The 20,954-nt window shown below is 44.8% G+C and carries 16 protein-coding genes and 1 tRNA gene; 4 read left to right on the forward strand and 13 right to left on the reverse strand.

Features of this window, described 5'->3' with window-relative positions; all coding sequences use genetic code 11:
- Positions 1-168 precede the first annotated feature (168 nt).
- The 3 genes from infB to ABQ275_RS24320 are packed head-to-tail and all read right to left on the reverse strand — an operon-like array spanning position 169 to position 5,681.
- The gene (gene infB / locus ABQ275_RS24310) at positions 169-3,927 is read right to left on the reverse strand and encodes a translation initiation factor IF-2 (protein WP_349315742.1); all 3,759 of its coding nucleotides are present in this window, start codon (positions 3,925-3,927) and stop codon (positions 169-171) included.
- Positions 3,914-5,161, reverse strand: a complete 1,248-nt coding sequence (gene nusA, locus ABQ275_RS24315) for a transcription termination factor NusA (protein ID WP_349315743.1) — start codon at positions 5,159-5,161, stop codon at positions 3,914-3,916. Before nusA ends, infB begins: the two co-directional genes overlap by 14 nt.
- Before the next feature lie 16 nt (positions 5,162-5,177).
- On the reverse strand, positions 5,178-5,681 hold the full coding sequence (locus tag ABQ275_RS24320; protein WP_349315744.1) for a ribosome maturation factor: 504 nt from the start codon (positions 5,679-5,681) through the stop codon (positions 5,178-5,180).
- Between the two features lie 124 nt (positions 5,682-5,805).
- Between ABQ275_RS24320 and ABQ275_RS24325 the strand changes: the two genes are divergently transcribed.
- From ABQ275_RS24325 to ABQ275_RS24335, 3 genes are all read left to right on the forward strand, one after another.
- Positions 5,806-6,096 (forward strand): DUF2752 domain-containing protein, encoded by a 291-nt coding sequence (locus ABQ275_RS24325; protein WP_349315745.1) that lies wholly within the window; start codon positions 5,806-5,808, stop codon positions 6,094-6,096.
- Positions 6,097-6,108: 12 nt separating this feature from the next.
- Entirely contained in the window at positions 6,109-6,459 is a 351-nt protein-coding gene (locus tag ABQ275_RS24330) for a TM2 domain-containing protein (protein WP_349315746.1), read from the forward strand.
- 82 nt (positions 6,460-6,541) lie between these two features.
- Positions 6,542-6,778 carry a hypothetical protein gene (locus tag ABQ275_RS24335; protein ID WP_349315747.1) on the forward strand — a complete coding sequence of 79 codons (237 nt, stop codon included), beginning with the start codon at positions 6,542-6,544 and terminating at the stop codon, positions 6,776-6,778.
- A 42-nt stretch (positions 6,779-6,820) separates the two neighbouring features.
- On the opposite strand, the gene ABQ275_RS24340 is transcribed toward ABQ275_RS24335, so the two are convergent.
- On the reverse strand, positions 6,821-7,450 hold the full coding sequence (locus ABQ275_RS24340; protein WP_349315748.1) for an HAD family phosphatase: 630 nt from the start codon (positions 7,448-7,450) through the stop codon (positions 6,821-6,823).
- 145 nt (positions 7,451-7,595) lie between these two features.
- Between ABQ275_RS24340 and ABQ275_RS24345 the strand changes: the two genes are divergently transcribed.
- Positions 7,596-7,669: transfer RNA gene (locus tag ABQ275_RS24345), tRNA-Ile, on the forward strand.
- A 286-nt stretch (positions 7,670-7,955) separates the two neighbouring features.
- On the opposite strand, the gene ABQ275_RS24350 is transcribed toward ABQ275_RS24345, so the two are convergent.
- From ABQ275_RS24350 to ABQ275_RS24390, 9 genes are all read right to left on the reverse strand, one after another.
- Positions 7,956-8,870: an Abi family protein gene (locus tag ABQ275_RS24350; protein ID WP_349315749.1), complete on the reverse strand. Its 915-nt coding sequence runs from the start codon at positions 8,868-8,870 to the stop codon at positions 7,956-7,958.
- Positions 8,871-8,986: 116 nt separating this feature from the next.
- Complete coding sequence (locus ABQ275_RS24355) at positions 8,987-9,553, reverse strand: DNA-3-methyladenine glycosylase 2 family protein (protein WP_349315750.1); 567 nt, start codon at positions 9,551-9,553, stop codon at positions 8,987-8,989.
- Between the two features lie 199 nt (positions 9,554-9,752).
- Positions 9,753-10,304, reverse strand: coding sequence for a methylated-DNA--[protein]-cysteine S-methyltransferase (locus ABQ275_RS24360; RefSeq protein ID WP_349315751.1), 552 nt, complete (start codon positions 10,302-10,304; stop codon positions 9,753-9,755).
- Positions 10,305-10,395: 91 nt separating this feature from the next.
- Positions 10,396-11,007 (reverse strand): hypothetical protein, encoded by a 612-nt coding sequence (locus tag ABQ275_RS24365; RefSeq protein WP_349315752.1) that lies wholly within the window; start codon positions 11,005-11,007, stop codon positions 10,396-10,398.
- Positions 11,008-11,171: 164 nt separating this feature from the next.
- Positions 11,172-13,631, reverse strand: coding sequence for a glycoside hydrolase family 31 protein (locus ABQ275_RS24370; protein WP_349315753.1), 2,460 nt, complete (start codon positions 13,629-13,631; stop codon positions 11,172-11,174).
- A gap of 149 nt (positions 13,632-13,780) precedes the next feature.
- The gene (locus tag ABQ275_RS24375) at positions 13,781-15,331 is read right to left on the reverse strand and encodes a RagB/SusD family nutrient uptake outer membrane protein (RefSeq protein ID WP_349315754.1); all 1,551 of its coding nucleotides are present in this window, start codon (positions 15,329-15,331) and stop codon (positions 13,781-13,783) included.
- A 27-nt stretch (positions 15,332-15,358) separates the two neighbouring features.
- Positions 15,359-18,310, reverse strand: coding sequence for a SusC/RagA family TonB-linked outer membrane protein (locus ABQ275_RS24380; RefSeq protein WP_349315755.1), 2,952 nt, complete (start codon positions 18,308-18,310; stop codon positions 15,359-15,361).
- A 398-nt stretch (positions 18,311-18,708) separates the two neighbouring features.
- Positions 18,709-20,310, reverse strand: coding sequence for a DUF6377 domain-containing protein (locus tag ABQ275_RS24385; protein WP_349315756.1), 1,602 nt, complete (start codon positions 20,308-20,310; stop codon positions 18,709-18,711).
- A 122-nt stretch (positions 20,311-20,432) separates the two neighbouring features.
- Positions 20,433-20,867, reverse strand: a complete 435-nt coding sequence (locus ABQ275_RS24390; RefSeq protein ID WP_349315757.1) for a copper resistance protein NlpE — start codon at positions 20,865-20,867, stop codon at positions 20,433-20,435.
- Between the last annotated feature and the right edge of the window lie 87 nt (positions 20,868-20,954).

The raw sequence follows: 20,954 nt of genomic DNA on the forward strand, positions 1-20,954 counted from the left end.
TAAAAATCAGGACTGTATTTAATATCGACGGATTTAACAAAAGTTTAGATAAGCGGATGGCTTACCATGATCGGCCGGTATAAAAGCAGAAAGCTATCAAAATGGAGATAATATACTTATATCTCCTTTTTTGATAGCTTTCCATATGCTAAAGGCTGATTGATAGCCTTATAAAGTTCTCTTCACTTCTACTTCTTCGAAACCTTCGATGATATCATCCGGTCTCAGATCGCTGTAGCCACGTACACTCAAACCGCACTCCATATTGGAAGCTACTTCTTTCACGTCATCTTTATAACGTTTCAGAGATCCGAGTTCGCCGGTGTGTACCACAATACCGTCGCGCACCACGTTGATGCGGGTATTCCTGGCTAGCTTGCCATCGAGTACGAAGCAACCTGCAACGGTAACCTTGTCGAATTTGTAAGTTTCGCGCACCTGAACGTTGCACACCACTTTCTTTTCGATTTTTGGTTCCAGCATCCCTTCCATGGCGCTCTTGATTTCATCGATCGCGTCATAGATGATGGAGTAGTTACGGATTTCGATATTTTCTTTTTCCGCGAGCTTGGCAGCCTGGGAAGAAGGACGTACCTGGAATCCGAGGATGATGGCATCAGAAGCGGTAGCGAGCAATACGTCGGATTCTGTGATCTGACCTACTGCCTTGTGAACGATACTGATCACGATTTCTTCGGTAGACAGTTTCTGGAGGGAATCACTCAATGCTTCTACGGAACCATCAAAGTCGGCTTTGATGATGAGGTTAAGCTGTTTAAAGTTACCCAGAGCCAGTCGGCGACCGATTTCATCGAGGGTGATATGTTTCTTGGTACGGATACCTTGTTCGCGAACAATCTGTGCCCTGCGGTTAGCCACATCTTTGGCTTCAGATTCCTCGAGATACATTTTGAACTTCTCACCAGCCTGTGGTGCACCATTCAGACCGAGTACCTGTACCGGCATGGATGGTCCGGCTTCTTCCATTTTCTGACCACGTTCATTGAACATCGCCTTGATTTTACCGTAGAAGGACCCTGATACGATGGTATCGCCCTGACGGAGGGTACCATTTTGTACCAGCAGGGAGGCTACATAACCGCGGCCTTTATCCAGTGATGCTTCCACGATGCTACCGGATGCTTCGCGGTCGGGATTGGCTTTCAATTCCAGGAGTTCCGCTTCCAGCAATATTTTTTCCAGGAGAATGTCGATGTTCAGCCCGTTTTTAGCAGATATTTCCTGGCTTTGGTATTTACCACCCCAGTCTTCTACCAGGAGGTTCAGTTGTGCCAGTTGTTCTTTAATTTTCTCAGGGTTGGCGCCTTCTTTATCCACCTTATTGATAGCGAATACCATTGGCAGGCCAGCAGCCTGGGAGTGGGAGATCGCTTCTTTTGTTTGTGGCATGATGGCGTCATCCGCAGCTACCACGATAACAGCGATATCTGCTGCTTTGGCACCACGGGCACGCATAGCGGTAAACGCTTCGTGACCAGGTGTATCGAGGAAGGTGATCTTTTTACCGTTACCCATCGTTACCTGGTAGGCACCGATATGCTGGGTAATACCTCCGGCTTCACCGGCTACTACGTTTGCACTACGGATGTAATCGAGCAATGATGTTTTACCGTGATCTACGTGACCCATGATGGTAACGATCGGTGCGCGTGACACCTGATCTTCCGGCGCATCTATTTCTTCATCTTCATCTGTTTCTTCTGCAGCGTCGAGGCCGATAAATTCTACTTCATAGCCAAATTCGCCGGCTACGAGTTCTATTACTTCCGCATCCAGACGTTGGTTAATGGATACCATGATACCGAGGCCCATACATTTGGAGATAACTTCTGCGAAGCTCACATCCATCAGGTTGGCCAGCTCGCTCACGGAAACGAATTCCGTTACCTGGAGCTTGTTATCATCAGAACCCTCTTTGGATTTCTGGTGGGCTCTTTCCTCACGTTTTTCCCGGCGATGTTTAGCTTTCACGTTCTTACCGCGTCCGCCACCACCGAGTTTGGCCATGGTTTCCTTGATCTTATTCTGGATCTCGTTCTTATCGATTTCTTTTTCTTCAACAGTGCGTTTATCATCACGGCCGCCGGCACCTGGTCTGTTATAACCACCACCCTGGCCCGGACGGTTGTAACCGCCGCCGCCTGGTCTGTTGCCGCCTGCACCGGTAGTAGGACGGCTGAATCCGCCACCCTGACCGGGAGGTCTGCTGCCACCGCCTTGTCCGGCTGGCCTGTTAAAGCCACCACCCTGACCGGCTGGTCTGTTGTATCCGCCGCCGCCGGCACCTGTATGGGCGCCGCCACCGGGACGATTACGGTTATCACCCTGGGGACGGTTTCCACCACCCTGATGACCACCGCGATCATGATGCGGGCGATTGCCGCCTTGTCCGCCATGTGTATTCGGGCGATGTTCGCCAGGTGCGCCACCTTCCTTACGATCTCCTTCTTTGAAGTCTTTAGGTTGGATGGGTTCTGGTTTTTTCTCCACGATAATACGCTTGCGTTTGCGTTTTTCGTCCCTGCTAAAGTTATTTTTATTGTTATCGCGTCTGTCAGACTGAACTGGCAGTTCTATTTTACCGATTACTTTGGGGCCGGTTAGCTTTTCGGCCTGGATGTTTGTAATAACAGCGGGGCCCTGGTCTTCCTGTGATGCAGGAGGAGGAGGTGTTTGTTGGCTGTTAGTATCCGCAGCAGTGGTATTGCGCTGTTCTTCCTTTACGGCATTTTTAACAGGAATTCTGGCCGGTTCTTTAATTGCAGCCGGTTTTGCCGCTTGTAATACTTCTTCCACTTTTTTAACTACAGGTTTATCTTGAACCGGTGCGGCTTTCTCCGTTTTTGCTGTCGTATCGGTTTTTTCTGTTTTAGCTACTTGCTCTGCTTGTGGAGTGGATTGGGCTTTTTCAGCTTTTTCCACTTTTTCGGCTTTCTCCGTTTTTGCTGCTTTTTCAGCAGGAGCTGCTTCCTGTACCGGAGGAGCGGCTACCGGTTTCGGTTCCGGTTGTTTTTCGGCAACGGGAGGAGTAGCCACGGGTTGTGGTTTTTCCTCTTTCGCCGGTGGTACTACTGCTTCTGCGGGTTTCGGCGCCGGTGTTTCCGGATCAGCTTTATCCTTTTTAGAGGCAGGTTTTTTATTGCGGTTAAGGGCGTCCAGGTCAATAGTGGTAATGACTTTGGGGCCGTTAATTTTTGGCGCTTCTGTTTTTACTACTTCCGGATCAGCGGGAGTAGTAGCCGGTGCAGCAGGGACTTCCGCAACAGGGGGAGCTGTAACAACGGGCGTTTCCTGTTTTGGTTTGGGTTCCTCTTTTTCTTTAGCCGGAGGAGGAGGTGGTGGAGCTGGAGCAACCGCCTGTGGTTCCTGTTTAGGTATTTCCTTAACGGGTTCCGGTTTTGGTTCAGGCGCAGGTGTTGCTTTAGGCGCTTCCGCAACGGGAGCCGCTTCTTCTTTTTCTTTAGACGTATCTTTTTTCTTAGCCGCGGCCTCTGCTTCCTCTTTTTCCTTCTTCTTCATTGTCTCTAACACGCTTCCTTTAGGCAGGGCTATCTGGTCGCTTTTGCGCTTGTTAGCCTTGTCCTGCTGGAATTCCGACTGCAATGCTGAGTACATAACAGCCGTAAGGCGGGCATTTGGAGATCCAAAGCCACCCATGTCAAAGCCTTTATTGCCAAGGAAATCTATGAGGGTTTCCTTACCAATATTAAACTCCTTGGCTGCAGCCAGCAATCGTGGTGTGTTGTTTGTTGTTTCAGGCATATCGTATTTCGGGCCTCCCCTGTTTCCCGTTTCTTCAAAACGGGATGTTTTTTTACGTTTAAACAATAACTCGAAAAAATCAATTCCCCTTCTTATAAGCCCTTTACCTGGGAAGGGTTCTGGTTGGGCTTTATTCTTTGTCAAACTCTTCCTGTAATATTCTTCTTACATCCTGCACTGTCTCTTCTTCAAGATCCGAACGGCGAACCAGCTCTTCAGTGGTTAACTCTAATACGCTGCGGGCAGTGTCACAACCTATTCTTTTCAGTTCGTCTATGATCCATTCTTCGATTTCATCTGAGAATTCTTCCAGATCGATATCAAATTCGGATTGTTCCTGGGCTTCGTCGCGGAATACATCTATTTCGAAACCGGTCAGTTCACAAGCCAGCTTTATGTTTACCCCTTTTTTACCGATGGCCAGGGAAACCTGGTCAGGGTTCAGGTAAACAGAAGCATATTTATTTTCGTTATCCACTTCCATCCGGCTGATCCTGGCGGGTGTTAATGAACGCTGGATCAACAGTTGAATGTTGGTGGTAAAGTTGATAATATCGATATTTTCATTTCTGAGTTCGCGAACGATACCGTGTATACGGCTACCTTTCATACCCACACAGGCTCCTACCGGGTCAATACGGTCATCGTAGGATTCTACGGCAACTTTCGCTCTTTCACCGGGTTCGCGAACGATTTTCTTAATTACAATTAGTCCGTCAAAGATCTCAGGCACCTCAATTTCCAGCAATTTAGCAAGGAAGGATGGATGAGTGCGGGAAAGAATGATGAGTGGAGCGTTATTCTTCATCTCCACTTTTTTCACTACCGCTCTTACGTTTTCCCCTTTTTTGAAATAATCTGTGGGTATTTGTTCAGATTTAGGCAAAATTAACTCATTCCCCTCATCATCAAGCAATAAAACTTCTTTTTTCCAAACCTGGTAAACTTCTCCATTTACAATTTCACCTGCTTTATCAGCATATTTCTTTACGAGGATGTTCTTTTTGAGATCACCGATACGGGCAGATAAGGTTTGCTTAGCCGCCAGGATAGCCCTGCGGCCGAAATCCAGTATCTCTACTTCTTCGTACAGATCTTCTCCTACCTGGTAATCCGGTTCTACTTTTATAGCCTCAGAATAAGCGATTTGTGCATTGTCATCTTCCACCTCTCCATCTGCAACGATTGTACGACGGCGTAATATTTCAAGGTCGCCTTTCTCCGTATTTACAATCACGTCAAAGTTCTCATCAGAGCCATACTTTTTCCGCAGCAGTGTTTTGAACACATCTTCCAATACCTTCATCAACGTAGGACGGTCAATGTTTTCCGCCTCCTTGAACTCGGTGAATGACTCAATCAGGTTAATACTAGCCATGTTTAGTTGTTATATTTTAAAACACGATGCACACCTTTGTGTGCTTTATTTCATTAAGTTTTAAATCGGTGGATATCTTTTCTTTCTTTTTGCCAATAACTTCTTCGATGTTGATCATCTCCTCCGTTACTACCAGCAATGTCCCTTCCTTAACAGTGCCATCCAGGAGGGTCACTTCCACTTTGCGTCCAATATTTTTAAGGTATTGTCTGTGCAATTTCAAGGGCTCATCCAGTCCGGGTGAAGATACCTCCAGGGAGAAATCGTTGTCAGGGAACAGTTCAGCTGCTTCCAGTAAAGGATATAACTTACGGTTAAAAGATACCAGCTTTTCAACCGGCACCCCCTTATCCCCATCTAAAAAGAGCTTTATATTGTTAGTGGGCTTTATTCTGATGTCTACCAAAAAGTTGTCGGGATCGTCTATCAGCAGTCCTTCTGCCATATCCCGGATAGTTTTTATCACGTGTTCGTTTGCCATACCAAAAAGCGGAAGGGGACAATATCTCGTCCCCTTCATTTGAATCATTTTTCCTACGCAAAACTAGGATTTTATTTTGATTGAAAAACAATTTCTTTAACTTGTATATAAATAAATACCGCAGACGCACGACTATCTCTCATATATGGTTTAAAAATATTTAATGCGAACTGCTATTTACAGCAAAATCAATGTGGAATTGATCGTATGGCCGGTAGGAATGCTATTATTATACCTGATGACGCCATCCGAAAACAGTCACACATTATGCCTGTTTAAAAATGCAGGTCTCCCCTTTTGCCCCGGCTGCGGATTAGGACATGGTATTCATTATTTTTTGCATGGACAATGGAAGGAATCACTTCATCATCATTGGCTGTCTCCCGTAGTAGTAGCGGTTTTGCTACATCGTACCATACAGCTGGCCCGTTTCCAGTACGCTGAATTTAAATAACAAATAACTGCCATGACTGATTATTCATTTGCGATGTTACCAGGTATCGAAGCGGAAGAAGTGCTGTGGTTGCAGGAATTGAGCAAAAATTTCAGCCAGGAAAACAAACAGCGTTTTCTGGCCGTATATCAATCCCGGCGTAAAGATCCGCAGATCATCCTGCTTTGCAGCCTGATTGGCTTCTTTGGCGCTGCCGGCATCCAGCGTTTCCTCATCAACCAGGTAGGCATGGGGATTATTTACCTGGTCACCCTGGGCTTTTGCTTTGTAGGAACCATCATTGATGCGGTGAACTATCGCAAGCTGGCATGGGAATTCAACAAAAAAGAAGCCCTTACTTCCGCCGCACTTTTAGGGCTGTAAGTACCCGTGAAAGTTAAAGAAACCTTAAAATGAGGTGGTTTTCAAGTCCACGGAAAGGATATTCCGCTAACTTCGCGACACTATGTTGAGATGGATACTTATTGTATTTTTTGGATGGCTCCTATATAAGCTGGTATTCAATATAATTGTTCCAGGTTACCGGCTCACCCAAAAAGTAAAACGACAAATGAGCGACATGCAGGAAGGCATGCGCCAGCAATATGAGGCGCAACAAGCTCCCCAGCAGGCACCTCCTGCCCAGCGGCCGGCAGAAAAGCCGCGTAAAGATGACTACCTGGACTTCGAAGAAATCAAATAAGATAAATAGTTGAAGGCCGGTTCTTACAACCGGCCTTTTTTATTATCCGGCGTTCTGTGGTCTAAAAATATCCAGGATGGTTTTAGGCGACTGCAAGTGAATCGTTTGCAATCCTACCGCCTGTGCACCTTCAATATTAGGCAGGGTATCATCAATAAACAACGTTTCTTCCGCTTTCAGGTTATTCTCTTCCAGCACCAGCTGATAAGAAGCCTTGTCGGGCTTCCGGTACCCCATCAGGTGCGAATAGTATGCTTTCTCAAAAAATGTGGTCAGTGACGGAATTCCCCTGCTCTCCTGCAGGATCTTATTAAACGCCTCCAGGTGAATCGCATTGGTATTACTCAGCAGATACAGGTTATAATGCTGCCGCAACTGCTGCAATAATTGCAGGCGTTGCAGCGGGAAGTCCAGCAGCATGGCATTCCATGCGGTCGTTAAAGCTTCATCCGTTACACTCTCTGGAACATGCCGGTGCATTTCTTCCAGGAATTCAGCCGTACTGATATGGCCCGTTTCGAGGTTGTTGAACAGGTCCGCCCCCTGAAACTGCGTATACAATTCATGGAAGTTTGTAACGCCCAACGCTACAAATGCATCATTGGTCAGCTTATAATTGATATTGAGGAGGACACCCCCCAGGTCAAAAATGATATTTTTAATGCCTTTCATATGGTCAGAAATTGGGTACAAAGAAAGCGGGTTTTTGCTAAAGTGTAGGCGTTAACGTTTTACGGAGAAAAAAAATTTAGGATAATTCAGGAAAATAATTAATTTTGCCGTCCCTTGAAAAAGGGAAATGTAGTTCTTCGGAACGGGTCCTATAGCTCAGTTGGTTAGAGCACCTGACTCATAATCAGGGGGTCCCTGGATCATGCCCAGGTGGGACCACGCGGTAGGAAAGGCTTTCAGCGGTTAGACGCAGGAAGCCTTTTTTATTTGATACATGTTTTTGGAAGTTGGGTGGGGAGGTAGTTTTACAGGAGTTGACACCACACTCGCACTTACCACCAATTCGCGATTTATTCTTATAAAGAACCACACAATTCAACATTTAGGTCTAAATGAAAGGATTTGGAAGTTATATTTTTGATGAATTTGGCAATTCACATATATATTTTTCTTTTTAGTTAGTTCTAGAAAGGGGTATTATCATTTTGAATGCTCAATCGCTTAATTACTGCCACAAGTCTTCATGCTCCCATTCAGGAATGAATCCCATGCGGTTTAATTCTACCCCTGGAGATTTTATTATCAATTGTCTTAACTCGTCGTTGAAATGATTATCAGGACAACAAGTATGTAATAAATACCTTACTGCACACAATTGATAATAAAGATGTTGACTAAGTGGGCCGCCGGTGGGGGGAGCATTCTTAATCCAAGGCAATTGTGGGCGCCGCATGTCCTTTGGAGGAAAACTAAATATACGGTAACATACTCTTGAATGATGCGCACAATAATTCCTCAATACAGATATTACTTGCATCCAGCTATGCATCCATGCTTCACTAGGAAGGCCGTAAATTTTTGCGATTTTCTTTTTTTCTGGTACGTTTTTATGAATGTTGCCATATATTTTTGAAAGCACGCCAAAGGAAAGTACTTGCATTGTTTTCCAGGCAGGAGGGTATTTGTCCGTTCCATACTTGCGATCATGATGAGCTACAAAATCTTCATTTGAACGGCTTAATTCTTTGTCAATGGTTTTAAGAATTTTATCTAATACTTCTTCACTAAATGCATATTCAACACGAGTAAACCAAGCAGGATGATACGCTGAACACATTTCATTGACCAAGACAGAACGAAAGGATACTTCTATACGCTCTATTGCATTAAGTAACAAAATTCTTAATTCACGATCAAAGTTATATAACTCGGCTATTTGTTCAAAAGTAGATCCTGGAATAAAAGTATGTGTCACAGCATCATTCTGGAAGATTTGCCAATAGCCAGCTAATCTATAGTATCCAATGTGCTTTAAATAGTGTTCTGCCTCAAGAGGATCATCAATAGTTAATCCCCTTCGCTGTAAAAGGGCTATCTGATGGGAGGTTGATGTAGATGGTTTTGTGTAGGGGGTAGTCATATAAAAAAAAAGCCCCGCCTGGGTGCGCTGATCTGTGGGAAGCGTGGCGAGTACTGTTGAAGTGAAGGTAATACGATTTTAGGTAGGTTACAAATATATTTAGACGTAATATCGCCTCAAAGCGTAACCGCCTTCTTCACCTTCTCTACTTCCACCGATTTGTCTTTTACCCTTAACGACAGGTAATAATGCCACAATATCATTGTGGCAACAGTCCGGTGGGGTTGCCATGCGGCTGACAGACTAAGTAATTTTTCCACTGAAGTATCCTTTGGCAGTTTTTTAACCTGTTTCAGTGCATTTACTGCTGCCAGGTCGCCGATTGGAAAAATATCCGCCCGGCGGAGCACAAACATCAGATAAACATCTACCGTCCAGTTGCCAATTCCTTTTAAGGCAACCAGTTTTTTACGGACTTCTTCATCAGGCAATTTCTCCATTGCTTTTGGGTTGAACTGCCTGCTTTGAATGGCCTCCGCCAGAGATCTGACATAAGACATTTTCTGACGGCTAAAATAACAGGCTTTTAATTCTTCATCTGTTAGTTCCAGTAGTTTGTCAGGAGTTATTTTTGGGAGTCTTTCACGCAGTTTATTTAGTGCTGCCAGGGCGGAAGCCAGCGATACCTGTTGTTCCAGTATAATATGCACCAGGCTTTCGAACGTATTTGGTCTTGTCCACATTGGAGGATAACCAAATGTTTTTATGATGAATGCCAACTCCGGATCTTTCGAGGAAAGTTGTTCGCAAATGGCGTGAAAATTTTCCGTTGAAAACGTATGCAACACTTAAATTGAGTTTTTGGAAAGATAATATAAACTCCTAACCTCAACAAGTATTCATACCAAAGCCCGAGCATGATGCGCATGCCCGGGTGCTTCATTAAAAAAGAGTGGGGTTCACCTTGCTTTCTAATTGAAGTAAGCAGTGCTTGTTATCCAGGCCACCTGCAAATCCAACTAATTTCCCGGAGGCGCCTATTACCCGGTGACAAGGCGTAATGATAGAAACAGGATTTTTGCCCGCAGCGGCTCCAACAGCACGTACTGCTTTCGGATCACCAATTTGTTTTGCGATCTGCCCATAAGTTCTCGTTTCTCCAAAAGGGATAGTTAGCAGTGCTGCCCATATTTTTTTTTGAAATTCAGTTCCTACAAAATCCAGTTCAATAGAAAATGTATTTCTTTTTTTGGCAAAATATTCGTTGAGTTGCCCTTCTGCCTTACAGAGGATGGGATGGTTTTTATCCTCTACATCAGCACTTACCTGTATGCGATTCGGGTTGTCATTTTCCCAAAGAACGGCAGCAAGCCCTTTATCACTGGCTATCAGTTTTAGCTTTCCTACAGGAGATGCCATTGTTTTATAATAATATGCTGTCGTATTCCCTTTGATGTGGGCTGGTGTTATAGCAGAGATGTGTTTCGTTTCCATGATTTTTTATTTTTAGAATACAAATTTACGATCTGCTGACGCGCAAAAGAACCCGTTTCTTGCTATCTGTTTTTTGCAAATAGTTTGCTATTTAAATTGATATTTGAGCGATATAGCCTGCTCTGAATGTATTGACAATAGACCTGGGTGTTAAAACTGGTAATTTGCCGGCCTGGGGTAAGTGCATTCTTTTTGAATAGCCAAAGGGGGACCATAAATACATATATCCTTTCACTATTAAATATGGCTCATCCCCGAATATGACGAAAGTTCCGTCAGGTAATTCATCGGGTCTTTCTTCATAAGTTATTTTTGTATTACTGCTACTAATCCGTTCTTTATGCAGAACATTATCTATTTCTTTGATCAAAGTTTTTGTGTCGAATTCATAACCAGGATTACCTTTCAGCCAAAGAGCTTTAAATTTAACAGCCGCTTCTTTGCGACATTCAAAGCAGGGCCGGTGACCTGCGGAAAAAGAGGTGGCTTCATCCATAAAGAAAAGTTCTGTATATCTGTTATGGGCCATTACTTCTCTCTTCCTGTTTTTAAATTCAAGTACACAGGTGATCCATGTTTTGATTTTAAATGGACGAAGGATTTCCTTATTCTCATTGTGTAAAACTCCCCGGTTTCCCATAAAGATTCCCCTTGCCGCTGTTTTGATAATATTGCCCATTGGGTCAACTCTATTCTGTAGCATGGTTATTTTCTTTATTTAAAATTACAGTTTCCGGCGCTAAAAATTGATATGGCTATATGCTACCCGGTAGTTGACCCATCAGCTGCCCGGGCAGGACAAGCAATAGAAAAGGCTTCCCGCATATAAAGAAGGCCCCCCGGCAAACCAGGGGGGCCGTTCTTTTCTTATAAACCCACGTTAATAAGCTCGTTACTATTACCGAAAGTAGCCTGTTGAATAAGACAACTATCTGCCGGAATAAATGTACCCTGCGGATCAAACCGGGAAATAGGCGACAGGAAAGCATGTGTACCTGCCTGTAAAGACAGCTGACTACCGTTAATGGTTATACTTTTTTGTGATGAAAACCCATGCAACAGTAATTTGACGTAATGAAATTTTGACTGATAACTGCCGGCAGTTTTTTCCAGCACGATTTTTTTATCGGCAGGGTTATAAGTAATGGCGCGTTGATAGAAGACACCTTTCTCATTGTCGAAGCTTTCACCATCATCTTCATAATAAACAAATGTATTTGTCTTATCGCCTTTATAGATGTGCAGGAAAAGCGTGTCTACAGGCTTTTCTATGGTAGACTGAATCAATGATTGCATGGGAATGATACTGCTTTCTTTTACATACACCGGTAAGATTTTAATGCTGAGGTCTGTTGTAACTTCCTGCTGGCCATCGATAACGGCATCCGTATAAAAGTTGTACCACTTCCCTTCGGGGAAATATATTTTACCAAATTCTTTGGTACTCTCGAAAGGCGCGATCATGAACGCATTGCCAAAACCATATTGATTCTGAAAACGGGTGTCATATACTTTTGCATCGAACGTATTGTTAAGTGCCAGTGTACGCATAACGGGCATGCCCGTACGCGTAGATTCGAACAGGGTACTGTAGAGATATGGCAGGAGATGATAGCGCAGGTTGATATAATTACGGGAGATCTCCAGCACTTCTTCTCCGAAAGTCCAGGGCTCGGCGGACTTGGTATTGATACCGGTATGACTCCTGAAATAAGGAATAAAAGCGCCTATCTGCATCCAGCGGGCATACAGACTTACGGTAGGATTACCGGTAAAGCCACCTACATCCATACCAGTGAAGGCCATACCGCTTACACCTAAACTATTCAACAGCCTTACGCCTAACAGCATATGATCTTCTTCGGCGCGGTTATCACCGGTCCACAGGGCGCTGTAACGCTGACTACCGGCATATGCTGCACGTGTTAACAGGAAGGGTCTTTTTTTCAGTTCTTCCCTTGTGCCTTCATAACTGGCGCGCACCATTTGAAGACCGTAGATGTTATGTCCTTGCTGATGTGTAACCGGATGACCTTCGTAGTTGAAGATGACATTGTCGGGCATTTTCTGTCCCCAGGTAGCAATTTCGTTCATGTCATTCCAGATACCGCTCACACCGTCACGGATATACGATTTTATCTGCCCTTTCCACCAGTCGCGGCCCTTCATACTGGTGAAGTCCGGAAAGTGGCACCAGCCGGGCCATACCTGGCCGGTATAGTTTTCACCATCGCTGTATTTGAGGAAGATATTTTCTTTTTTTCCGTTTTCATAGGCCGCATAGCCTTCTTCTACTTTGATACCCGGATCTACGATCACCGTTATCTTAAAGCCCATGTCTTTCAGTTGACTGGTGAGTTGCCTGGGATTTGGGAAGCGATCTTTATTCCAGGTAAACAGCTTATAGGCATCCATATAATGAATGTCCAGTGTGATACCGTCGGCGGGGATTTTCTTTTCCCGCAATGTTTGTGCGATACGCATTACTTCCGTGTCAGGATAGTAGCTGTAGCGGTTTTGCTGGTATCCCAGGCTCCACAAGGGCGGCATGGGCATGCGGCCGGTAAGACTGGTATACGAAGTAATAATGTCTGCCATTTGCGGGTGGTAGATGAAATAATAATTCATCTCTCCTCCCCTGGCGCCGAAAGAAGAAAACCGGTTGTTGCTGGCGCCGAAATTGAAATCGCTTTGAAAGGTGTTGTCGAAGAAAATGCCGTAGTTGAGATGGTGATGGATGCCTACATAAAAAGGAATGGTAGCATAGATAGGGTCCTTGTTGGTAGCGTATCCGAATACATCGGAGTTCCAGTTCGTATAGCCTTCACCTTTACGATCAAGGTTACCTGTTTTTTCGCCCAGGCCTATAAATCTTTCGCCCTCCTGCATCTTCTTGTAGGTTGTTACATCATTACCGATCCAGGAAGTGGTTAATCCTGGTTCATCCTCGTTGATCACTTCTCCCGAAGGGGTAAAAAAACTAATGGAGAAAGGCCTTTTTGTAATGCGCATGCGCAGGGAATCGGTGGTTATACTGATCTCACTGTCTGTTTGCGCTATCTGTGTTTTTGTTGTAACCGGCTTTGCAATGACGGCGTAAGAGAAGTCGGCGGTGAGGGGTTGCTTATCCATACGTACCCTGATCACGGACGGACTATACACGGTGATTTCTGCGAAAGCATTTTCTGCGTTGATCTTTATTTGCTGTCCGGAGATATTGACCGTATTTATTTTTCCGATCTTCATCACCTGGTTTTGGGCGGTGGCAGCACAGCAGGTTAGTAGCAAGAGCAGACCTGAAAGCCCCGGCAGAATGTTTTTATACATGAGTCGTGTAGGTTTTTTTTAACAAAACATCTCCCTACCGCATTATTTGCATAATGCGAAATAGTTATAAGAATAGCTGTAGTGGAGGATTTGCCAGGAGGCAAGGCCATTTCTAAAAACGACCTTGCCTTCAGCAAAAAGTGTATTTATCAGTAGCCCGGATTCTGTTCCAGGTTTTTATTAACGGCCAGATCACTGGTTGGAATAGGATACAACAGGTACTTCGGATCGTCTGTTGGTTTCAACTGCCATGGTTGCAGGAATTTTCCGAAGCGGATAAGATCCTGTCTTCTCCAGCCTTCCCAGTATAATTCGCGGCCTCTTTCATCGAGTAGATTATCGAGGGTCAGTGCGCCGAAAGTGGAGGCGCCACGTTTGCTGCGGATCTGGTTGATGATGGGAAGTGCTTCACCGCCTTTGCCGGTTCTCAAAAGGGCTTCTGCTTTCATCAGCATTACATCTGCATAACGGAAGAAAACAAAATCATTGCTCGCTTCATTGTTACTCAATGATTTTTCGCTGGTAAGCAGATCTGGCGGATATTTAATCACCCTGATGCCTGCCATTTCTACCTGGTCGCCGGTAGCTCTCAGTTCCACTTCCCGTGTAAATACCAGTGGCCGTCCTTTTCTGTCCAGTATTTTGTTGCCATGCTGATCGTATTGCTGTCCTACCAGGAAGCCTACTTTCAGGCCGGTTTTTTCTGTCAGGTTAGGATATGCGCCACCTAACCTTTTATCAGCAGCTTCATATTTATCATAGAAGTCTGAGAGGGTGGTGAATCCGTTCCAGCCACTTGGTGTCTGGCTGTAGTGGAGGGTACACATCCATCTGCAAAATACAGCATCACCATTGCGGACGGTACTGAATCCCGGTCCGTTTTGCTGTGTGAAAATATTCTCTGTTGATTTCACATCATTATCGCGGGCGAAGTTGTCGTAATAGTTATCTGCAAGCCGATAAGTAGCTGTGGCATTGATTTCATCTGCCAGTGTGATCACCTTTTGCATATCCGCTGCATCGAAGGTGGGTGTTTGCCGGTTAGTGAATGTACCTTTGTTGAGATACATTTTCATCAGCAGGAAACGTGCGGCATCTTTATTGGCAACATATGCCTGCGCAGCGGGCCTGTCGGCCAGGTTGGGCAGAATTTCATTTAATTCGGCAATGATAAAATCGATGGCTTCCGGTGCTTTAAACACTTTAGGTGCTGTCAGCAGGGTATCTGTAGGATTACGGAAAGGAACCTGACCATACAGATCCAGTACGGAAAACATGGATAATGCGCGGAGAAAGCGGGCTTCTGCTTCCTGTTCGGGTGTGGGGTGAAAGTTCAGTACGTTGGTGGCGCTGAATTGTTCCAGCAGCAAGGCACTGAATGTATTCTGAATATGTGCGTGATCGGGTGTCCATTTGTGTTCATGAAGGGCACGCCAAACGCCATTGTCATCCCAGTCGCCTCCACGTGTGGGCCCAAGGGCTTCGTCTGTACTCATTTCAGACATACCCCATGTCTGGGAAAAGGCCTGATAGGCATTCTGCAGATTATTATAAGCGTTTTGCAGCAGCTGCGGCGCTTTAATAATGGAATCCGCCTGGTCTTTGGTGAGGGTGGAGCCTAGTTTTTCATCCAGGCTACAGGCGGTATATCCTACGCAGCAGGCTATTACGATAACTGATCGGATTATATTCAAAGTCATTATTAGTAGTTTTAGATGAATGGAAAATTATAAGGAAAACAGTAACCCAAACATTACACTTCTGGCAGTTGGATAAGGTGAATACTCAATGCCAAAAGAGCTAACGCCATTCACGTTTTTGTCTGTATTTACTTCAGGATCGAACCCGCTGTATTTGGTGATTACGAAAAGATTTTGTCCGGTAACATATACTGCTGCATTTTTCAATACTTTTCCTACGTTACCAATGTTGTAGGTAAGGGTAACGTTATCCAGTTTCAGGAAATTACCCTTTTCCAGGTAGCGGGAAGAAGCGGCCGGTGAATTCGTTTGTGCTTCTCCGTTACCCAACAGTGTTTTCGCAATATTGGTAGATCCGAGGTTACCAATTGGAAGAACGGTGTTGGCCGTATTATTATAGACTTCGAAGCCAAAAGCACCATGGGAGCTGGCATTCAGGATCCATTTCCTGTACGACAATTCAGTATTGATACCCAGCAACACTTTAGGGTTGGGGTTTGACAGGTAAAATAACGCTCCGTTATCTGCATACACACTTTGACCTTTATCATCAAAGCCTTCAAATTTCTGCAGGTAGAAAGTATTTAAAGGATAACCGTTTGCCAGTCTTTGTGCCGTAGCGCCGGATACACCCTGACCGCTGATAGAGCCTGTAAGTACGGTTGGTCCTACATAATCTCTCATTTCGTTTTTCAGGAAGGTGCCGTTTACGCCGAGTTTCCAGTTCCAGTCTTTATTCTGAATGATGTCTCCTTTCAGGGATACTTCCACACCGGTATTCAGTACTTTGCCAGGCAGGTTAATCCAGTAGTTGGAAGCCGGGGCAGGTTGAATAGCCGGGAAGCTGAAAAGCAGGTTAGTGGTATTCTTTAAAAAGTAATCCACCGTACCGGATAACCTGTTTTTCAGGATGATGAAGTCAAGACCTGTGTTCAGTTGTTTGGATGTTTCCCATTTCAGATCGGGGTTGGCAACATTGATCAGACTGGCGCTACCACCGGAGCCAAGACCGTATTGTGCCTGCGCTGCGCCGGCAGGAAATTCCTGGTTACCGGTAATCCCGTAACCAACTCTGAGGGCCAGGTTATTGAAGAAGGTATTGTCTATCATGAAGTCTTCCCCGCTGATATTCCATTTACCGGCAAAGGAAGGGAAGTAGCCGTACCGGTTATTGGCGCCGAATTTACTGGAGCCATCTGCTCTCATGGTGGCTGTCAGGAGATATTTATCCTTTGCATTAAGGGTTACCCTGCCAAAGTATGATTGCAGTTCGGAACTTGGATTACGGAAAGAACCGATCCCGGTATTTGCCTGGGAAGGCGCCTGGAGAATGTCTGTATAATCAACAGCATACGTGGGAAAACCAGTGGCAGATACCGCTACGCCGGAATAGGCAAATTTCTGGTATTCATATCCTACCATGGCACTCAGGTTGAATGCGGAAGAAATTTGCTTGTTATAACTGAGCGTATTGTTGAACAACTGTGTGGTTAGTTCAGCGGTATTGTAAAGTGCAGCACCATTGTCAAAGATGTCCTTGATGTTGATAAAGGAGGCTACCTGTGAGCGGCGCTGACCTGTCTGGTGATTTATGCTGTATGTCATGCGGTATTCCCAGTCATCATTGAATTTGAAGTAGGGAGAAACGCTGGCCAGGATATAGCTGATGCTGGCTTTGTCGTCATACGCCTTGGACATCGCTGCCGGATTCACGGCCTTACCTACATCGAGGATATTAAAGGAGCCATCGGGGTTGTTGATATTCAGGGTAGGATTCCATTGCAATGCCTGTCCTATGAGGCTGCCGGTAAATCCTGCATCGTTGGTGATAGGTGCGAGCTGTTCAATAGTATGTGCTGCCATGATATTATAATCGATGCCCAGCTGTTTGCTGTCCAGGAATTTATTCTGACCGTTGAGGGTAGCTGTATATTTTTTAAGACCGGTTTTTTTAACGATACCTTCCTGGTTTTGTAAACCGAAAGAGGCCCTGTAGCGGCTGGTTTCGTTGCCACCGCTCATGGCTACGCCTACATTCTGGGTGATACCGGTTCTTAAAATAGATTCCATACCATCTGAATTACCGCCGCCGTCGCCGCCGGTGAGGTTATACTCTTTCAGTGCTGCCCGGTATTCGTCGGGATTCAGTACGTCCAGTTTTTTCATGATGTTGCTCATGCCTACAGAATAGTTTACATCCAGCCTGGTAGGACCGGGTGTACCTTTTTTTGTGGAGATGATGATTACGCCGTTAGCGCCGCGGGAACCGTAGATGGCTGTTGCAGAAGCATCTTTTAATACGTCCATGGAGGCAATGTCGGCGGAGTTGATAAAGTTCAGCGGGTTGGCATCGGGTGTCTGACCGAGGCCATTTACGTTGATATCAGGGCGCGCAACGCGGCCATCCAGTGGAACCCCGTCTACCACATACAGGGGCTGGTTGCCGGAACGAACGGAGGATACCCCTCTGATACGTACCGTAGCAGAAGCGCCGGGAGCGCCGCTGTTATTGAGGATCATCAGGCCGGATACCTTACCCTGGATCAGCTGATCCGGTGCGGTGGTGATACCGCGGTTAAATTCGGCGGCTTTTACCTGGGCAATAGCACCGGTAATATCTTTTTTACGGGTAGTACCATAACCTACTACCACTACATCGGTGAGGGTGGTGTTTTCCTGCACCAGTTTCACGTCTACGTGTGTTTTGTTGACGATATCTACCTCCTGGGCTGTTTGACCAATAAAGGAAACAATCAGGGTAGTGGCGCCGGGAGCTACAGATACCTGAAAGTTGCCCTCAGCATCTGCGCTGGTGCCGCTTTTGGTGCCTTTGATCTGTATGGTGGCGCCTGGGATGGCAACGCCATTGTTATCTGTTACCTTGCCTGTAATGGTCTTGTTCTGGGCCATTACGAGGCCCTGTACCAATAACAGGAAGGAGCACAGAAATAGAGTTTTGAAAAGTCGCGATTTGGTCATAAAGTGGATTTTTTGAGCAGTGAATGGACTGTTCTGTTACCGTGGATTTAAAGATTTAGTGAATAACTCATTGAACAGGTAGTTGCGTTGCATGCGGAGGCTTGCTCAACATTTTTAACAACGTGGATTTAATTACCGGTTCATACGTGGGTGGCGTTAGCCTGGTTTACTGATTTTGGCTTATAGATTCTCAGATAGTGATTTTGGTTTTTTTATACTTTTTTACTTTTAACCAAAGTAAAATAGGTATGCGCAGGTGAACAACTTATACAAGATAAATATAGAAAATAAACGCAAATATTAGGATAGAATCAATATTATCATACTGATATCTAATGAGTTACGAACAAATATAAATTTTACATATATTGATGGGTTACTACTAATTCAAGGTGTTTTCAGAGTGCTTTAATGCCCATAACATGGTTTTCGAACTCTTCACTGGGCACTAATGACCGCTTTTTGATTTTGGTTTTATAGGCATAAATCGTATTTACAGAATATTCCAGGATGCGGGCAATTTTTTCATTATCGGAGATACCGATCCGGATCAGGGCAAAAATACGGATATCTGTATTGAGCAGCTCATTTTCTTTTAGCGCCACCTGGTTGTTTTTATCAAACAAGGCGTTGAATTCTTCCACGAAATGCGGGAATATTTTAAGGAATACCCGGTCGAAATTCGTGAAAAGATCCTCTCTTTCCTGCCTGATATTGATGTTATTTACAAGGAATTTTACTTCATTGGGCTTGTTTTCTGTTAATTTCTGCTCAAGCGTTTGTTTGATCTTTTCAATTTTGCCGATATAGGTAGCGTTGATATTGAAGCAATAACCTACATATTCCTCTTTGATCTTATTGGCTTCCAGCAACTGGTTATTGATTTCCTGTTGTTTAAGATGGGCCGCAGTAATAATATGCTGGGCTGTTTTCAGTTTCTGTACCTGTCTGAAAACAGTAATCGCCAATACCACAAGGGCAATCAGTAAAAGCGTAACGATGGCGGCATAGATGAGTAGCGAGCGTGTCTTTTCTTCAGCAGTATAGATCCGCTCCTGCTCAATGATGGGTAAAATACTGCTAACCTGTACTTTACGTTGCCGGGCGCCATAAAATACTGCTTCTGCAATCGCCTTTTCAATATAATGGGAGGCATCTTTAACATCTCCCTTACCAAATAATAAAGTGGCCAGCATATACATGGCCATGGTTTCTTTGGTAGACGATTTAACATCCGCAATGGCAGACCGGATCAGCAAGGTGATGGCGGTATCCGGCTGATTACTTTGTAAGTAGATGTTGCCCAGTGTGCAGGCGGCTACGGCTAGTTGCCGGTAGTTCAGTCCCGGCTGGTTCAGGTCAGGATAGCAGGCAATAGCAGCAGGCAGGTTGCCTTTCATGAAATATTGCAAACCTTTATTGTACTTATATTCAAAGGAAGCCTCCGGTAACAGGTGAAGCGCGGAGTCCATATATATACCTCCCTGGTGGGTATATTCAGGGGTGTAGTATTTATCCTGGTTATAGGCGGCGAGGTCGTAATAGAACCGGCTTTTCATCAGGTAAAACTGTACCCGGATGCTATCGGGCATGCCGGTTACATTGATATTGTCCAGGAAAGCGGCTGTTTCTGTAAACATGCCTGATGATAGCAGAATGAAGCCCAGTTTTACTTTTGCACACATAATGCGCACAGGGTCATTCATTTCTGTAGCGATCTGCTCCAGATGCCGGGCATAAATGAAGGCGGAATCGAAGTTAAATACTTTGTAGGCCTCGTACAGTTGCTGGTTGATATTAAAGCGGAGGGTGAGATCGCTGCCGGCGCCTGCCAGCGTATGTTTGATACTATCGATACCCTTTACTTTTAATGCATCGTAGGCACCTGATCTTTCTATGTTGCTATTTAACTCTTTCAGTAATGCTTGCTGAGGAGTGTTTCCATACACAGTAAAATGCAGGGTGAGCAATAAAATCAAACAGCCTATAATACGATTCATAGAAATAACAAATGTAAAAGATTCACAGGTCAGCAATAAATTTAAGCGACTTTTTTGAAATAACGGTTAGTACCGCTTTATAAAACGGGGATCTCCTGTGTGGCTGCTATATAGAAATATTATTACCGGCTTGTGAGGCTGTAGTTTAAATTGCCTTCTATGGGGTGCTTGTCTCTGTCAAGTAATTTTAATTCCCGCTCTCCTACCCGTTGAAAAAAACGCTGAAGATTTCTGTCTTTATCAGGATTGAGCTGGATCACCACCGTATCTCCATTGCCCGGCAACAGGCGATAGGAACCCTCACTATTGAAAATGGCGTCTTTCCCCGCACTTACACCCTGGTAGGTTTCTTTGAGTTTAAACTGGAAGTCAGGATCCTGTAATTGCTCATGGAGGGTTAATTCCGTTATGATCCCAATGCAATCGGCGCATGGCAGGGTACCTGTGTAAGTGATCCAGCTATCTTTTTTACCGGCGGTATCCGAGGCGCCGGCCGTGCTCCCGGAATGTTGGCAGCCCGCCAATACTATGACTAGCAATAAAGAAAGGTATCTCATAAAGAAGGTTTCTTCCTTTATAACAAATGGCCCCTGCTTTTAGTTAAAATGCAGGTTTTTATCTCCCTAAATTTTAAAAAAAATATT

Source organism: Chitinophaga sp. MM2321, from assembly GCF_964033635.1.
In the GTDB taxonomy this organism is placed as follows: Bacteria; Bacteroidota; Bacteroidia; order Chitinophagales; family Chitinophagaceae; genus Chitinophaga.

What these genes read in the sequence shown, in the direction of transcription:
- ABQ275_RS24350 (WP_349315749.1), bottom strand. Translation starts at nt 8,870, where the DNA reads ATGACTACCCCCTACACAAAACCATCTACATCAACCTCCCATCAGATA.
- ABQ275_RS24320 (WP_349315744.1), bottom strand. Translation starts at nt 5,681, where the DNA reads ATGAAGGGGACGAGATATTGTCCCCTTCCGCTTTTTGGTATGGCAAAC.
- ABQ275_RS24325 (WP_349315745.1), top strand. Translation starts at nt 5,806, where the DNA reads ATGCGAACTGCTATTTACAGCAAAATCAATGTGGAATTGATCGTATGG.
- ABQ275_RS24370 (WP_349315753.1), bottom strand. Translation starts at nt 13,631, where the DNA reads ATGTATAAAAACATTCTGCCGGGGCTTTCAGGTCTGCTCTTGCTACTA.
- ABQ275_RS24330 (WP_349315746.1), top strand. Translation starts at nt 6,109, where the DNA reads ATGACTGATTATTCATTTGCGATGTTACCAGGTATCGAAGCGGAAGAA.
- ABQ275_RS24375 (WP_349315754.1), bottom strand. Translation starts at nt 15,331, where the DNA reads ATGACTTTGAATATAATCCGATCAGTTATCGTAATAGCCTGCTGCGTA.
- ABQ275_RS24390 (WP_349315757.1), bottom strand. Translation starts at nt 20,867, where the DNA reads ATGAGATACCTTTCTTTATTGCTAGTCATAGTATTGGCGGGCTGCCAA.
- ABQ275_RS24380 (WP_349315755.1), bottom strand. Translation starts at nt 18,310, where the DNA reads ATGACCAAATCGCGACTTTTCAAAACTCTATTTCTGTGCTCCTTCCTG.
- ABQ275_RS24355 (WP_349315750.1), bottom strand. Translation starts at nt 9,553, where the DNA reads ATGTGGACAAGACCAAATACGTTCGAAAGCCTGGTGCATATTATACTG.
- ABQ275_RS24335 (WP_349315747.1), top strand. Translation starts at nt 6,542, where the DNA reads ATGTTGAGATGGATACTTATTGTATTTTTTGGATGGCTCCTATATAAG.
- nusA (WP_349315743.1), bottom strand. Translation starts at nt 5,161, where the DNA reads ATGGCTAGTATTAACCTGATTGAGTCATTCACCGAGTTCAAGGAGGCG.
- ABQ275_RS24385 (WP_349315756.1), bottom strand. Translation starts at nt 20,310, where the DNA reads ATGAATCGTATTATAGGCTGTTTGATTTTATTGCTCACCCTGCATTTT.
- ABQ275_RS24365 (WP_349315752.1), bottom strand. Translation starts at nt 11,007, where the DNA reads ATGCTACAGAATAGAGTTGACCCAATGGGCAATATTATCAAAACAGCG.
- ABQ275_RS24360 (WP_349315751.1), bottom strand. Translation starts at nt 10,304, where the DNA reads ATGGAAACGAAACACATCTCTGCTATAACACCAGCCCACATCAAAGGG.
- ABQ275_RS24340 (WP_349315748.1), bottom strand. Translation starts at nt 7,450, where the DNA reads ATGAAAGGCATTAAAAATATCATTTTTGACCTGGGGGGTGTCCTCCTC.